We start from the raw sequence: 14,501 nt of genomic DNA, 5'->3' as shown, positions 1-14,501 counted from the left end.
CGGCGTCACGGTGGACGACGACCCGGTGGCGTGCGTCGAGCTCTGCCGCCGCCTCGACGGACTGCCGCTCGCCATCGAACTGGCCGCGGCCCGGCTGCGCAGCCTCACCCCGCGCCAGCTCGCGAACCGGCTCGACGACCGGTTCCGGCTGCTCACCGGCGGCAGCAGAACCGTACTGCCCCGCCAGCAGACGCTGCGCGCGGTCGTCGACTGGAGCTGGGACCTGCTCGATCCCACGGAGCGCCGACTGCTGCGCCGGCTGGCGGTCTTCGCGGGCGGCTGGACCCTTGAAGCGGTCGAGGAGGTGTGCTCGGGCGACGGGATCGACGCCGTGGACACCGCCGTCCTGCTCGGCTCGCTCGTCGACAAATCGCTGGTCCTCGCCGACCTGACGGACGACGGCGCCCGCTACCGGATGCTGGAGACGATCGGTGAGTACGCCGCCGAACGGCTCGATGAATCGGGCGAGCGGGCGGCGGTCGAGCGCCGTCACCTCACCCACTTCCGTGAGTACATCCGCACCGCCGACCCCGAGCTGCGCGGCACCGATCAACTGCTGTGGCTGGGACGGCTGGAGCGCGAGCACGAGAACCTGCGGGCCGCGCTGCGCCGAGCGGTGGACCTCGGCGACGAGCAGGAGGCGCTGCAACTGGTGCTGGCCTGCGGCTGGTTCTGGGAGATGCGCAACTACCACACGGAGCAGCTGACCTGGCCGGGCGTCGTGTCGGCCATGGGGCCCGACCCGTTCACCGATCCGCCCACGCTGGAACCGGTGGAGCACGGCCCGCTGGACGCGCCGCCGCCGATGGCCGGCGAGCAGCTGGACGAGGCGCGGCGCTGGGTGCGGATGATGCAACTCGTCACCAACGCCGGGGATGTGGAGCACCGCTGGGGTGAGCCGGATGTCGCCAGGGCCGGCCGGGCGATCCTGGCGGCCTATCCGCCGCATCTGCCGCAGACCGCCCGCCGCCCCGGCCTGATGAGTCCCTTCGCGGCCTTTCTCTGCGGGGAGTTCGAACTGCTCCCCGGGCTGGTGGACAACCTGGTGCAGAGCTGCCGGGAGTTCGGCGGACCGTGGGAGCTGGCGTTCGCGCTGCAGATCCGGGCCAAGATGATCAACGACGTGATGGAGAAGCTGGACCAGTCGATGGACGACGTCCGGGAGAGCCGGGAGCTCTTCCGGCAGGTCGGCGACCGCTGGGGGATGACCGAGGCGCTGTCCGCCGAGGCCGAGGCGGCGGCGAACGGCGGCCAGTGGCTGCGTTCGGCCGACTGCTGCCGTGCGGCGATCGCCCTGGCCAGGGAACTCGGCTCCCATCAGCAGGTACCGATCCTCAGCGTGCGGCTCGCCGAAATGATCATCAACGGCGGCGACCTCGAAGAGGGCGAGCGGATGCTCCGGGCGGCCACCGAGGACGCCGACGGGTTCGGCCCCGTCGCGGGCGGCGCCGCCTTCTACGGGCGGGTCCTGCTGTGCGCGATGCTCGGCCGCCGGGGAGACCTCGAAGAGGGCCACGCCCTGGTGGACGAGATGCTGGCGTCCCCGCTGAAGGGGGTACCGCAGTTCGTCCACGGGATGCTGCGCGGGATCAAGGGCTGGCTCACGGCCCGGGGCGGCGACCCGGAAGGGGGCATGCTGCTCCTGCGGCAGGGACTCGACGACCTGACCGGCAGTGTGCTCACCGAGGTCATCGCGCCGCGGATCGGCATGCTGCTGGTGCCTGTCGCGGTGACGATCCTGGTCGCCCGGGCGTCCTCCGACGGCCGCATCCCGGGGACCGCACTGTCCGAGGCGGGCCGGGCCGCCACCATGCTCGGTGCGCACGACCGGATGCGGCCCACGGCCAGCTCCCCGCTGGAGCGGCTGGAACTGGCGGAGGCCCAGCGGGATCTGCGCGAGCTGCTCGGCGACGCGGCGTTCGACACCGCGTACGCCGCGGGCGACGGCCTCTCCGCCATGGAGACCATCGCCCTGATGCGCGAGGAGGACTGACCCGGAGACCTGACCGGGCCGGTCGGTTCCGGTCAGGTCTTGTTGCGGAACTTCGCGACCGCCAGCGGCGCCGTCACCAGGGTGATGCCGACCGTCCAGGCCAGGGTGACCAGCACGGAGTGGGCGACGGGCCCGCCGTTCATCAGGTTCCGGGCGGCGTCCGCCAGGTTCGACAGCGGGTTGACCTCGGTGAAGCTCTGCAGCCAGCCGGGCATCGTGGTGGGCGGCGCGAAGATCGAGGAGCCGAACTGCAGCGGCATCAGGACGAGCATGGCCACCCCCTGTACGGCCTGCGCGGTCTTCATGGTCAGACCGAGCAGGATGAAGATCCACATGAGTGAGGCGCCGAAGACCATCGAGAGCGCCACCGCGGCGAGCAGGTGGAACACGGACGTCGAGATCGTCAGGCCCAGGATGAATCCCATGATCAGCAGGATCGTGGTGGCGATCAGCATCCGGCCGATCTCCACGATGATCTTGGCGATCAGTACCGAGGACCGCGCGATCGGCATGGTGCGGAAGCGGTCCATCACGCCGGTGCTGAAGTCCTGATTGACGCCGGTGCCGACGGCCATCGCGATGTTCATGCCCATCATCGCCATCAGCCCGGGGATCACGTAGTTCACGTAGTCCTGCTGATTGCCCTTGCCGGAGATCGCGCCGCCGAAGACGAACACGAACAGCAGCGTGAAGACGATCGGCATGAGGACCGCGTCGAACATCGACTCCGGGTCCTCCTTGATCTGCAGCATGTTGCGGCGCGCGAGCGCGCCGATGTGCCGCAGATTGGCCCGAACGCCTATCCGGCCTTCCTGGGCCTGCGCCTTGGCGGGCGCGGTGGTGGTGATGACTGCGGCGCTCATGCCGCTACCCCCTCTTCTGCATCGGACTGCTCGGTCTGCTCGGACTGCGCCGACTGCGTGGACTGCTCTGAGGTGCCGCTCCGCGTGGACTGCCCGGCCTGGTCCGGCTTCTGGCCGGTGATGGAGAGGAACACCTCGTCCAGGCTGGGGAGATGTGTGCCTATCCCGGCGATCGCGAACCCGCGCGTGCCCAGCAGGCCGACCACGGCGGTCAGTTGCTCGTCGCTGAGGATCGGCACATTCAGTACGCCGTCCTCATGGTCGATCGTGGATCCGGCCACCCCGTCGAGCCCGGCGTCCGACAGCGCGGCCGACATCGCGGGCAGCGTCACCGGGTCGGTCGGCCGGATCTGCAGGGTCCGCCCGCCGACCTTGGCCTTCAGTTCGTCGACCCGGCCGTTGGCGATCACCCGGCCGCGGTCGATGACCGTCAGCTCGTCGGCGAGCTGCTCGGCCTCCTCCATGTACTGCGTGGTCAGCAGCACCGTCGCGCCGTCGGCGACCATGCGCTTGACCTCGGCCCACACCTCGTTGCGGGTGCGCGGGTCCAGGCCCGTCGTCGGCTCGTCCAGATAGAGCACGGCAGGATTGCCGATCATGGAGGCCGCCAGGTCCAGCCGCCGCCGCATTCCGCCGGAGTAGCCGCTCGCGGGCCGCTTGGCGGCCTCGGTGAGCGAGAACCGCTCCAGCAGCCCGTCCGCGCGGGACCGGGCGTCCTTGCGGGACAGATCGAGCAGCCGCCCGATCATGTACAGGTTCTCCCGGCCGGAGAGCTTCTCGTCCACCGAGGCGTACTGCCCCGTCAGCCCGATCACCCGGCGCAGCTGCCGGGGCTGCTTGAGTACGTCGTATCCCGCGACGCGGGCACTGCCCGCGTCCGGCTTGATCAAAGTGGACAGCACCCGCACCAGCGTGGTCTTGCCCGCACCGTTCGGTCCCAGCACACCGAGCACGGTGCCCTGTCGTACATCGAGGTCCACACCGTCCAGGGCCTTCGTCTCGCCATAGTGCTTGACCAGCCCCCGTACCTCGACGGCGGAGCCGCTTGTGTCAGTCAGTCGCGTCGTCATGCACCAAGAGTGGCGGCACCCACTGACAGCCGACCGACACGGCACCGACACAGCGCCTACAGGGCGGGTACGCGGTTACACGGCGGGGATGGCGAGCAGGTGCTTCCCGGTGGAGGTGACGACGTCGAAGCCGCTGATGTCGGACGGGGAGAGGCCGGCCGCGCCCTGGACGCTGAGCGGGGCGGGTTGCGCGGCGGTGCCGTAGCCGGCCGCGGGAACCGACCAGGTGGCGACGGTCTGCCGGCTGCCGTCCCGGCCTATGGCGACGAGGCTGCAGGTCAGAGGGCCGTTGACACCGGAGAGCTTCAGGTCGACCTGGGTGCCCCACCCCTTGCCGGTGACGCCGACGGTGGCGCTGGCGCCGGTGGACCGGTCGTTCGCCGAGAACTGCGCGCCGGCGACGGGCGGCGGGGCCGCGTCGGGCTGGGTGACGAGGACCGCGACGGCCGAGCCGCCGAGGGCCAGCACTCCGCAGGCCGCCAGGGCGAGCAGCAGCCGGCGGGGCCGGCCGGGCCGCCGCGCCGTGCGGTGGGTCGCCGGCTGTGCGAGCGGCCGTGCGAGCGGTTGCGCGGGCGGCGGAACGCTCGGCAGGACGGACGGCTGAGCGAACGGCCCTCCCGCCGTCCGGGCGGGCGCCGCTGCCCATTCCCGCGGAGGCTCCGCCACGCCGCCGCTCTGCCGCAGTTCGTCGAGGAGGGGTACGAGTCCGCTCAGCTCATCGAGCTGGCGCCCGCACTCCTCGCAGCCGGCGAGGTGCAGTTCGAAGCGTGACATGTCGTCCGGTTCCAGCGCGCCGATGACGTAGGCGCCGACGTCCAGGTGCGGGTCCAGGGGCGCCCCGGGTCCGTGGTCTGTCATGAGGTGGTCACCCCTCTCTCCTCCAGTGCGTTCCTGAGCGCCCGCAGGGCGTAGAACACCCGCGAACGCACCGTGCCGGGCGGCACGCCGAGCTCGATGGCCGCCTCGTTCACCGTACGGCCCTTGAAATACGTCTCGATCAGTACCTGGCGGTGAACCTCGGTCAGGTCGCCGAGAGCGTCGGAGATCGTCATGAGCCTCAATGAGCGGTCGAGTTCGTCCTCTGCGGGCAGCTGGTCGAGTGCGGCCGGCGGAGCCTCGGGAGGACGGGACAGGCGGCTGCGGTGGCCGTCGATCACGATACGGCGCGCGACCGTCACGAGCCAGGGCCGCAGCGAACCAGCCGCGGGGTCGAGACGGCCCGCGCTCTTCCAGGCCCGCAGCAGCGTCTCCTGGACGACGTCCTCCGCCAGATACCGGTCGCCGCCCACCAGGTGCAGCACGAAGCCGAACAGCGCGCCCGCGTGCTCGCGGTACAGCGCGCGCATGAACTCCTCATCCGGGACCTGCCCGGTGGGATCCTCGGCCACTGCGGCATCCTGTCGTACCCGCCGCCGCGGTGCGAGCGTCTGGGCTGGGCGGTTCGGCATCAGTACCCGTTCGAGCCGGGAGTGGTGGGTGCGGGGCTGGTGGGTGCCTCCGGTGCTCCTCCTGTCTTCGAGCCGTCGGGATCGGCCGCGAACCAGGTACCGCCGATCCCCTGGCCGTTGGTGTCGCCGGGCTTGGAGTCGCCTCCGTAGCGGTACAGCGGCCAGCCGTGGAGGGTGACCTGCTTGCTGCCGTCGGCACGGGTGACGCTGCCGACGAGCTTCTGGTCGACGCCCTTCACGGCGCTGTTCTGGACGGCGGCGGCCGCCGGCCAGGTGGCCGCGCACTGGCCGGAGCAGTTGGACTTCGGCGGGGAGGCCGTGTCGTTGTCGAACCGGTAGAGGGTGAAGCCCTGGGCGTCGGTGACGACCGTGCCGAGCTTGGCGTCCTTCGCGGTCATCAGCCCGGGGGCGGAATTCGTCGTCGAGGACGACGCCGGGGGTGGCGGAGTAGTGGCACCGCTGTTGCTGCTGTTCGAGGATCCGCATGCGCTGAGTGCCAGCAGCGCGGCGGCGGCGAAGGCTCCGGCCGCTGCCGTCCGGCTGGCGGGGGTGATGAGCATGATGACTTCCCGTACTGTGCGGTGGTCGCCGCCGCTGGCGGCGCTCACCCCTTCATACGGATCCCGGGCCCGTACCACTCACCCGCCGCCGGAACCGGTGCCGACCGGCCGCCGGCGGGTGAGTCGGTGGACCCGGACAGGCTCTAGTGGAAGCTGTGCTCCTCGGCCGGGTACGCCCCGCCCGACACGTCCTCGGCGAACGCCTTCGCCGCGTCGCCCAGGGCCGTGCGCAGCTGCGCGTACTGCTTGACGAAGCTCGGTACGCGGCCGCCCGTCATTCCCGCCATGTCGGTCCACACCAGGACCTGGGCGTCGCACTCGGCTCCGGCGCCGATGCCGATGGTCGGGATGTGCAGGGATCTGGTGACCTCGGCGGCCAGCTCGGCCGGCACGAGCTCCAGGACGAGCGCGAAGGCGCCCGCGTCCTGCGCCGCCTTGGCGTCGCGGAGCAGCCGGTGGGCGTCTTCGTCGCCGCGGCCCTGGACCCGGTAGCCCATGGTGTTGACGGACTGCGGGGTCAGGCCCAGATGGGACATGACCGGGATGCCGGACTGGACGAGCAGTTCGGTCTGGGGCAGCGAGCGCTCGCCGCCTTCCAGCTTGACGGCTCCGACGCCGGCGTCCTTCACCAGCCGGGTGGCGTTGCGCAGTGCCTGGACCGGGCCTTCCTGGTACGAACCGAACGTGAGGTCGGCGACGACCATGGCGCGGCTGGTGCCGCGTACGACGGCCGCGGACAGCATCGTCATGTGGTCCATGGTGACCGGGACGGTGGTGTCGTAGCCGAGGTGGCAGTTGCCCATCGAGTCGCCGACGAGCAGCACCGGGATCCCGGCCTCGTCGAAGACGGAGGCGGTCACGGCGTCGTAGGCGGTGAGCATGGGCCACTTCTCGCCGCGGGTCTTCGCGGCGGCGATGTCACGGACGGTGATACGGCGCGTGCCCGTGCCCCCGTACAGCGTCCTGACGCTGTCGGAACGCTTCTGGGCAGCCGGAATCTGCGTCATTGCAACGGCTCCTTCGTCATCTCGAGGCACCCTGACGGCGTCCCCGGATCCCTTCCATGCTGGCACGTGCGGCGCCCGACGCAAAGAGCCCCCCTATTTTTACCCCTGCTTTACGATACGAGACGGTCCCGTATCGGAAATCCGGTTTAGCGTGGAGTCATGTCCACATCCTCGAGTCAGACCCGAGCCGTCTCCGAGGCGGTACACCGCCGCCGCTGGGCGGTCCTGACCGTTCTGCTGTTCAGCCTTCTCGTGGTGGTGCTGGACAACTCGATCCTCAATGTGGCGATGAAGACGATCGCCCAGCCCGCCCCCACCGGCCTCGGGGCGACCCAGAGCCAGCTCGAGTGGGCGATCAACTCGTACACCCTGGTCTTCGCCGGACTGCTCTTCACTGCGGGACTGCTCGGGGACCGGCTGGGCCGCAAGAAGGTGCTGCTCTTCGGCATGCTCGTCTTCGGCGTCGGCTCCGCGCTCTCCGCGCTCTCCGACTCCTCCGGGCAGCTCATCGCGTTCCGCGCGCTGATGGGCTTCGGCGGCGCGTTCATCATGCCCGCGACCCTCGCGATCATCATGAACGTCTTCGAGCGCGACGAGCAGCCGAAGGCCATCGGCATCTGGACCGGCGTGGTCGGCCTGGCCATCGCGATCGGCCCGATCACCGGCGGCGCGCTGCTGGAGCACTTCTGGTGGGGCTCGGTCTTCCTGATCAACGTGCCGATCGTCGCCGTCGCCCTGATCGCGATGGTCGTCATCGTGCCCGACTCGAAGGACCCCAACCCGGGCCGCCTCGACCCCGTCGGTGTGCTGCTCTCCGTCGTCGGCCTGGTCGCACTGATCTACGGCATCATCAAGGGCGGCCAACTCGGCGACTTCACCAAGCCCCAGGTGTGGGCGACGATACTGGCCGGCCTCGTCGTGATCGCCGGGTTCGTGCTGTACGAGAAGCGCAGCGACCACCCGGCCTTCGACGTCAACTACTTCCGCAACCGGCAGTTCTCGGCCTCCGTCGCCGCCATAGGGCTGGTCTTCTTCGCCCTCATGGGCGTGACGTTCTTCGTCGTCTTCTACACCCAGAGCGTGCGCGGTTACAGCGCCCTGGAGTCCGGCGTGCTGCTGCTCCCGCTGGCCGCCGCCCAGGTGATCTTCGCGCCGCGCGCCCGGCTCGTCGTCGACCGTTTCGGCCCCCGTGCGGTGTGCGCGGCGGGGCTGGCGCTGACGGCCGTCGCCTTCCTCGGCTTCCTGCTGCTCGGCCAGAACAGCCCGATCTGGATCCTGGAAGTGCTCTTCTTCCTGATGGGCACGGCGATGGCGCATGTGATGCCGCCCGCGACCGTCATGATCATGTCGTCGCTGCCGCGTGAGAAGGCCGGCTCCGGATCCGCAGTCAACAACACCTTCCGGCAGGTCGGCGGCGCGCTCGGGGTGGCCATCCTGGGTTCGCTGCTGTCCACCACCTACCGTGACGGCATCGACAGCCGTCTCGGCGGGCTCCAGGCGCCCGCCAGGCACGCGGCCGGCGAATCCATCCAGGCCACACTGGCCGCCGCCGAGAACATGGGCCCTGCGGGCAAGGCCCTCGTCCAGCCCGCCAACGACGCGTTCATCCACGCGATGCACATCACCGCGCTCGGGTCCGCGTTCGTCGCGCTGATCGGCACGTTCGTCGTCCTCGCCTTCCTGCCGCGCAAGGCAGCCGATCAGCAGCCCGGCGGGGAGCGTGCACCGCAGGCGGTCGGGGCGGAACAGTGACCGAGGCCGACCCCCTCCCGCGCGGCCGCCCGCGCAGCGCCGCCGCCGACAGCGCGATCACCGAGACGGTGCTCCGGCTGCTGGAGGAGGGCGTCACGATAGGGGAGCTGTCCATCGAGGGCATCGCCCGCGACGCCGGAGTCGGCAAGGCCACGGTCTACCGGCGCTGGCCGGGCAAGAACGCGCTGTTGATGGATGTACTGAACATGATCGACGAGCCGACCCCGGAACTGGTGGGCGAGTCGGTACGGGACGACCTGATCGTCATGATCGACGCCATACGCCGCCGCGGCCTGGCCAAGCGCTCCTCTGCGGTGATGCGCAACATCATCCTGCAGTTCCAGCAGGTCCCCGAGTTGTGGAAGCAGTACCACGACACGGTGATCGTCGCCCGCCGCGATGCCATGCACCAGGTGCTGCTGCGCGGGGTGCGGACCGGCGAGATCCGCGAAGGACTCGACCTGGAACTGCTCGGCGACATCTTCGCCGGCCCGATGCTGAGCCGGGCCATGATGCGGCCGGGCGCGTCGCTGGAGGAAGGACTCTCCGAACGGATCGTCGACACGGTTCTGGAGGGCGCCCGCCCGCAGTGACCGCGTTGACCGTTATGTACGCGTCTTGTCACAGGGGACGCTCACGGTGGGTTCCGGTGGAACCCGCCGCCCCGTCCAGCCCGTCGGTTCTTATGTCGATCCCTTAGGGTCGGCATTGCACTCGGCAAGGCAGTGAGGACCCCCCATATGACGCAGGCGTACATGACGGACGCGACCACGGACGGCCCGGAGCCGAACCGTTCAGCCTCCGGAGCGCGACGTCGCTTCGGGTGGCGGCGCGACGGCATGTGGCGCAGAGGCATCATCACCGCGGCGCTCGCGGTGATCGTGGCGCTGCTGCTGTTCTTCCACTCGGATGTACCCAACAGGATCGGCAACCTCGGCAGTCTGCTGGAGACGTTCCTGCCCTGGCTGGGCCTGGCTCTTCCGGTGCTGCTGGTGGTGGCCCTGCTGCGCCGCTCGGCGACGGCGCTGATCGCCCTACTGCTCCCGGTTCTTGTGTGGTTCAACCTCTTCGGTGGACTGCTCACCGACAAGGAGACGGCCGGCGGCAATCTGACGGTGCTCACCCACAACGTGAACGCCGAGAACCCCGACCCGGCCGGCACCGCGAAGGACGTCATCGCCGCGGGCGCAGACCTCGTCGCGCTGGAGGAACTCGCGGCGGGCCAGGTCGGCACGTACAAGCAGGAGCTCGCCGCCGCCTACCCATACCACTCGGTGCAGGGCACCGTCGGGCTGTGGAGCAAGTACCCGCTCCAGGGCGTGCGGACGGTGGACATCCGGCTCGGCTGGACGCGGGCGATGCGCGCCGCCGTCACCACCCCCCACGGTGAGATCGCGGTCTATGTCGCCCATATGCCGTCGGTGCGGGTGAAGTTCAACGCGGGCTTCACCGCCGGGCAGCGCGACAACGCCGCCGACGCGCTGGGACAGTCCATCGTGCAGGAGCCGCTGCGCAAGGTCGTTCTGCTCGGTGACCTCAACGGCACCATGAACGACCGCTCGCTGGCATCCGTCACCTCGCAGATGCGCTCCACCCAGGGCGCGGCGGGCAACGGCTTCGGCTTCAGCTGGCCCGCCGACTTCCCGATGGCGCGCATCGACCAGATCATGGTCAAGGGCATCGAGCCGATGTCGTCCTGGACGCTGAACAAGACGGGCAGCGACCATCTTCCGGTCGCCGCCCGCCTGCAGATCTGACCGGGCCGGGGCTCGGGCCTGTCCGGCCGGACAGGCCCGAGCGCCCCGGTGCGTCAGCCCGTCTCGCGCCACCGTGAAGTGATCGGCAGCCGCCGGTCCTTGCCGAAGCCCTTCGCGGAGATCTTGGTACCCGGCGGGTACTGCCGCCGCTTGTACTCGGCCGTGTCGGTCATCTTCAGGATCCGGGTCACCAGTTCCGGGTCGAAGCCGGCGGCGATGATCGCGTCCCGGCCCTGGTCCCGGTCGACGTAGAGCTCCAGCACCCGGTCGAGCACGTCGTAGTCGGGCAGCGAGTCGGTGTCGACCTGACCGGGGCGCAGTTCGGCGCTGGGCGGCTTGCTGATGGAGTTCTCGGGGATCGGCGGGGTCCGGCCCTTCGCCGCGGCAGACGCGTTCCGCCACTGGGCGAGCCGGAAGACCGTCGTCTTGTAGACGTCCTTGATGGGTCCGTACGCGCCGACCGAGTCGCCGTACAACGTCGAGTAGCCGACGGCTAGTTCGCTCTTGTTGCCCGGCGCGAGCACGATGTGGCCCTCCTGATTGGAGATGGCCATCAAGGTGGTGCCGCGCAGCCGGGACTGCAGGTTCTCCTCGGCGAGGCCGGTGAGTCCGAGCGAGGCCATGTACGCGTCGAACATCGGCGCGATGGGCACGGTCCTGAGGTTCAGCCCGGTGCGGCGGGCCAGTTCCTCGGCGTCACCGATCGAATGCTCCGAGGAGTACTGCGACGGCATCGCGACGCCGAACACATTCGCGGGACCGACCGCGTCGCAGGCGATGGCGGCCACCAGCGCGGAGTCGATACCGCCGGACAGGCCGATCAGCACGGACCGGAAGCCGTTCTTCGTGACATAGGCGCGCAGGCCCACGACGAGGGCGGTGTAGATCTCCTCGTCGTCGCTGAGCCGCTCGGCGCAGCCGCCGGGCACCTCGGGCTCGTAGGCCGCGACCGGCTCGGCGGAGAGGGTGACGTGCTCGATCTCCAGGCCGTCGTCCGCCATGCCGGACGGCACCTCTCCCGCGGCGGGCAGGTCCAGGTCGACCAGCACGCAGCCCTCCTCGAACTGCGGGGCACGGGCGATCACTTCGCCGCCCGCCGAGACGACGATCGAGTCCCCGTCGAAGACCAGCTCGTCCTGGCCGCCCACCATCGCCAGGTAGGCGAGCGTGCAGCCGGCCTCCTGGGCGCGCTTGCGCACCAGCTCCAGGCGGGTGTCGTCCTTGTCGCGCTCGTACGGCGAGGCGTTGACCGACAGCAGCAGCCCGGCGCCGGCGGCGCGGGTGGCGGGCACCCGGCCGCCGTCCTGCCACAGGTCCTCACAGATGGCGAACGCGACGTCCACACCGTGGACGCGGATCACCGGGAGGGTGTCACCGGGGACGAAGTAGCGGAACTCGTCGAAGACGCCGTAGTTGGGAAGGTGGTGCTTCGCGAACCGCAGCACGACCTCCCCGCGGTGCAGCACCGCCGCCGCGTTGCGCGGGGCGCCGGCCGGCTGCCCGTAGCGCGGCTGGGCCTTCTCGCTGCGGTCCAGGTACCCGACGACCACGGGCAGCTCCCCGAAGCCCTCGGCGGCCAGCCGGCCGGCGAGCGCGGCGAGCGCGGTCCGGCTGGCTTCGACGAAGGAGGACCGCAGCGCGAGGTCCTCCACGGGGTATCCGGTCAGCACCATCTCGGGGAACGCCACCAGGTGGGCTCCACGCTCGGCCGCATGCCGGGTCCAGTGCACGACCGACTCGGCGTTCCCGGCGATGTCACCGACGCAGGAGTCGATCTGATTCAAGGCGAGGCGAAGTTGAGGCACCCCGCCAGTGTAATCGTCACACCGACGCGATGTCCTGGCCGGGCAGCGTGTCCGGCCGCACATCGCGTCGGCCCGGGGTGGCCGGTCACGGCCCTACGTGCGGAGCCAGACCGCCGTGTCGGACGGCAGCAGGCCGGCGCTGAGCGGGCCGCTGGCGAGCAGTACGCCCGTGCCGGACGGCAGAGCGACGGCCTGGCCGGAGAGATTGACGACGCAGATGAAGGCATCGGTACGGCGGAACGCCAGCACGCCGGGAGCGCTCTCCAGCCAGCGCATCGGACCGTCGCCGAGACCGGGCTCGGACCCGCGGAGCCGGAGCGCGAAGCGGTAGAGCTCCAGCATGGAGGCGGCGTCGCCGGTCTGGGCCTCGGCGGTGCGGCTCGCCCAGTCGGCGGGCTGCGGCAGCCACGGGGGCTGCGACGCGCCGTCGGGGCTGAAGCCGAACGGGACCGCCGTCCCGGTCCACGGGAGCGGTACGCGGCAGCCGTCACGGCCCGGAACGCTGCCGCCGGAGCGCAGATACATCGGGTCCTGGAGCCGTTCCGCCGGTATGTCCTCGACCTCGGGCAGGCCCAGCTCCTCGCCCTGGTAGACATAGACCGAGCCCGGCAGCGCCAGCGTCAGCAGTGCGGCGGCGCGGGCCCTGCGGGTGCCCAGCGCCACATTGGTCGGGGTGCCGTGCGCCTTGGTCGCGAAGTCGAAACCGGTGTCGGAGCGGCCGTAGCGGGTCACCGTGCGGGTGACGTCATGGTTGGCCAGCACCCAGGTGACGGGCGCGCCGACCGGCTCGTGCGCGGCCAGCGTGGTGTCGATGGACGCCCGGAGCAGTCCCGCGTCCCAGGGGCACGACATGAAGTCGAAGTTGAAGGCGGTGTGCATCTCGTCATGCCGCAGATAGCGCGCGAAACGCTCCGCGTCGGGCATCCACACCTCGCCGATCAGGGCGCGGCTGCCGGGGTAGGAGTCGGCGATGCGGCGCCAGGAGCGGTAGATGTCGTGCAGTTCGTCGCGGTCGTCGTACGGGTGCGGGCCGTCCCGGTCCGCGTCCAGGTCCGGGAGGGCCGGATCCTTGACGGGGAGGCTGGCGGAGTCGATGCGCACCCCCGCCGCGCCGCGGTCGAACCAGAAGCGCAGGACGTCCTCGTGCTCGCGCCGGACGTCGGGGTGCTCCCAGTTGAGGTCCGGCTGCTGGCTGTCGAACAGGTGGAGGTACCAGTCGCCGGGAGTGCCGTCATCGTTCACGGTCCGCGTCCAGGGCACGCCGCCGAACTGGGAGGGCCAGTTGTTGGGCGGCAGTTCGCCGTGTTCGCCGCGGCCGGGGCGGAACCAGAAGCGTTCCCTGGCCGGACTGCCGGGACCGGCGGCGAGCGCCTCGGTGAACCACGGGTGGGCGGACGAGACATGGTTCGGGACGATGTCGATGATGCTGCGGATGCCCAGGTCGAGTGCCTCGGAGATGAGCTTCTCCGCCTCGGCGAGGGTGCCGAACATCGGGTCGATGTCGCGGTAATCGGCGACGTCGTAGCCGCCGTCCGCCATGGGGGAGGGGTACCACGGGCTGAACCAGAGTGCGTCGACGCCCAGCTCGCCGAGGTATGGCAACTTGGCCCGGACACCGGCGAGGTCTCCTGTCCCGTCGCCGTTGCCGTCGGCGAAACTCCGCGGATACACCTGGTAGATGACCGCGTTGCGCCACCAATTGCCCGCATAACGGTGGTGGTGGGAGACGGGTGGGCGGGTGTCTGCCACGGAGACGTCCTTTCGGGCAGGAGGGACCCCGCCGCCGGCCTTTTTCAGCGGGGATGGGGCAAGGGACCGGCGGCGGAGTTCTGAGGGGTTCAGTCCTGGCGAAGCGCTGGTCAGCCCTTGAGGCTGCCCGCGGTCAGACCGGACATGATGTTGCGCTGGAAGAGCAGGAAGATGGCGATCGTCGGCAGCGCGGAGATGGCCAGCGCGGCGATCAGGACGTTCTGCGGCACGCCCTGCGACAGGGAGTTGATCCCGATGTTGATCGGCTGCTTGTCGGAGTCGGGCTGTACGAGCATCGGCCAGAGGAAGTCCTTCCACACGTTCACCACCGCGAAGATGGACACCACGCCGAGGATCGGTCTGGACATTGGCGGGTCTTCGAATTTATCCGGGCAACGCCTGTCGTCGGCTGCGTCGAGTGGTTGCGCAGCGTGAGCGGAGGCGTTGGTTCTCTCGGTTGCGGAAGCCGAAGGCGTTGCGGGCTTCGAGCTTGATGA

12 protein-coding genes and 1 pseudogene are annotated in these 14,501 nt (G+C 70.2%); 4 read left to right on the top strand and 9 right to left on the bottom strand.

What is annotated here, in order from left to right; genetic code table 11:
* Positions 1–1,993 (top strand): ATP-binding protein (locus tag QMK24_RS34130; protein ID WP_502989169.1); only part of this gene is annotated, 1,993 nt, incomplete at its 5' end.
* A gap of 32 nt (positions 1,994–2,025) precedes the next feature.
* Here the strand turns inward: QMK24_RS34130 and QMK24_RS34125 are convergent.
* The 6 genes from QMK24_RS34125 to panB form a co-directional block, all read right to left on the bottom strand.
* Positions 2,026–2,856: an ABC transporter permease gene (locus QMK24_RS34125; RefSeq protein ID WP_283470748.1), complete on the bottom strand. Its 831-nt coding sequence runs from the start codon at positions 2,854–2,856 to the stop codon at positions 2,026–2,028.
* Positions 2,853–3,926, bottom strand: a complete 1,074-nt coding sequence (locus QMK24_RS34120; RefSeq protein ID WP_283470747.1) for an ATP-binding cassette domain-containing protein — start codon at positions 3,924–3,926, stop codon at positions 2,853–2,855. The genes QMK24_RS34125 and QMK24_RS34120 overlap by 4 nt, the downstream gene beginning before the upstream one ends.
* 75 nt (positions 3,927–4,001) lie before the next feature.
* Complete coding sequence (locus QMK24_RS34115) at positions 4,002–4,784, bottom strand: anti-sigma factor (RefSeq protein WP_283470746.1); 783 nt, start codon at positions 4,782–4,784, stop codon at positions 4,002–4,004.
* Complete coding sequence (locus QMK24_RS34110) at positions 4,781–5,374, bottom strand: sigma-70 family RNA polymerase sigma factor (protein WP_283470745.1); 594 nt, start codon at positions 5,372–5,374, stop codon at positions 4,781–4,783. The genes QMK24_RS34115 and QMK24_RS34110 overlap by 4 nt, the downstream gene beginning before the upstream one ends.
* Complete coding sequence (locus QMK24_RS34105) at positions 5,374–5,934, bottom strand: hypothetical protein (protein WP_283470744.1); 561 nt, start codon at positions 5,932–5,934, stop codon at positions 5,374–5,376. Before QMK24_RS34105 ends, QMK24_RS34110 begins: the two co-directional genes overlap by 1 nt.
* A 143-nt stretch (positions 5,935–6,077) precedes the next feature.
* On the bottom strand, positions 6,078–6,941 hold the full coding sequence (gene panB, locus QMK24_RS34100) for a 3-methyl-2-oxobutanoate hydroxymethyltransferase (protein WP_283470743.1): 864 nt from the start codon (positions 6,939–6,941) through the stop codon (positions 6,078–6,080).
* Between the two features lie 159 nt (positions 6,942–7,100).
* On the opposite strand from panB, the gene QMK24_RS34095 reads away from it, so the two are divergent.
* From QMK24_RS34095 to QMK24_RS34085, 3 genes are all read left to right on the top strand, one after another.
* Complete coding sequence (locus QMK24_RS34095) at positions 7,101–8,693, top strand: MFS transporter (RefSeq protein ID WP_283470742.1); 1,593 nt, start codon at positions 7,101–7,103, stop codon at positions 8,691–8,693.
* Positions 8,690–9,286 carry a TetR/AcrR family transcriptional regulator gene (locus tag QMK24_RS34090; protein ID WP_283470741.1) on the top strand — a complete coding sequence of 199 codons (597 nt, stop codon included), beginning with the start codon at positions 8,690–8,692 and terminating at the stop codon, positions 9,284–9,286. Before QMK24_RS34095 ends, QMK24_RS34090 begins: the two co-directional genes overlap by 4 nt.
* Before the next feature lie 246 nt (positions 9,287–9,532).
* Positions 9,533–10,450 (top strand): endonuclease/exonuclease/phosphatase family protein, encoded by a 918-nt coding sequence (locus QMK24_RS34085; RefSeq protein ID WP_502962660.1) that lies wholly within the window; start codon positions 9,533–9,535, stop codon positions 10,448–10,450.
* 53 nt (positions 10,451–10,503) lie between these two features.
* Here QMK24_RS34085 and QMK24_RS34080 read toward each other — a convergent pair whose 3' ends face one another.
* The 3 genes and pseudogenes from QMK24_RS34080 to QMK24_RS34070 all read right to left on the bottom strand — a co-directional run.
* On the bottom strand, positions 10,504–12,255 hold the full coding sequence (locus QMK24_RS34080) for an NAD+ synthase (RefSeq protein ID WP_283470739.1): 1,752 nt from the start codon (positions 12,253–12,255) through the stop codon (positions 10,504–10,506).
* A 93-nt stretch (positions 12,256–12,348) separates the two neighbouring features.
* Positions 12,349–14,004, bottom strand: coding sequence for a glycoside hydrolase family 13 protein (locus tag QMK24_RS34075; protein ID WP_283470738.1), 1,656 nt, complete (start codon positions 14,002–14,004; stop codon positions 12,349–12,351).
* Positions 14,005–14,114: 110 nt separating this feature from the next.
* Positions 14,115–14,375 (bottom strand): annotated as a pseudogene (locus tag QMK24_RS34070) (carbohydrate ABC transporter permease); the annotation flags it as partial.
* Positions 14,376–14,501 lie beyond the last annotated feature (126 nt).

This window comes from Streptomyces sp. PH10-H1 (genome assembly GCF_030063355.1).
In the GTDB taxonomy this organism is placed as follows: Bacteria; Actinomycetota; Actinomycetes; order Streptomycetales; family Streptomycetaceae; genus Actinacidiphila.
The sequence above is the reverse complement of the archived record's forward strand: the minus strand, read 5'-3'. Positions and strand labels throughout refer to the sequence as shown.

Bases quoted from the DNA above. Each gene is read 5' to 3' on its own strand.
- QMK24_RS34105 (WP_283470744.1), bottom strand. From the start codon at position 5,934: ATGCTCATCACCCCCGCCAGCCGGACGGCAGCGGCCGGAGCCTTCGCC.
- QMK24_RS34115 (WP_283470746.1), bottom strand. From the start codon at position 4,784: ATGACAGACCACGGACCCGGGGCGCCCCTGGACCCGCACCTGGACGTC.
- QMK24_RS34095 (WP_283470742.1), top strand. From the start codon at position 7,101: ATGTCCACATCCTCGAGTCAGACCCGAGCCGTCTCCGAGGCGGTACAC.
- panB (WP_283470743.1), bottom strand. From the start codon at position 6,941: ATGACGCAGATTCCGGCTGCCCAGAAGCGTTCCGACAGCGTCAGGACG.
- QMK24_RS34110 (WP_283470745.1), bottom strand. From the start codon at position 5,374: ATGCCGAACCGCCCAGCCCAGACGCTCGCACCGCGGCGGCGGGTACGA.
- QMK24_RS34125 (WP_283470748.1), bottom strand. From the start codon at position 2,856: ATGAGCGCCGCAGTCATCACCACCACCGCGCCCGCCAAGGCGCAGGCC.
- QMK24_RS34120 (WP_283470747.1), bottom strand. From the start codon at position 3,926: ATGACGACGCGACTGACTGACACAAGCGGCTCCGCCGTCGAGGTACGG.
- QMK24_RS34085 (WP_502962660.1), top strand. From the start codon at position 9,533: ATGTGGCGCAGAGGCATCATCACCGCGGCGCTCGCGGTGATCGTGGCG.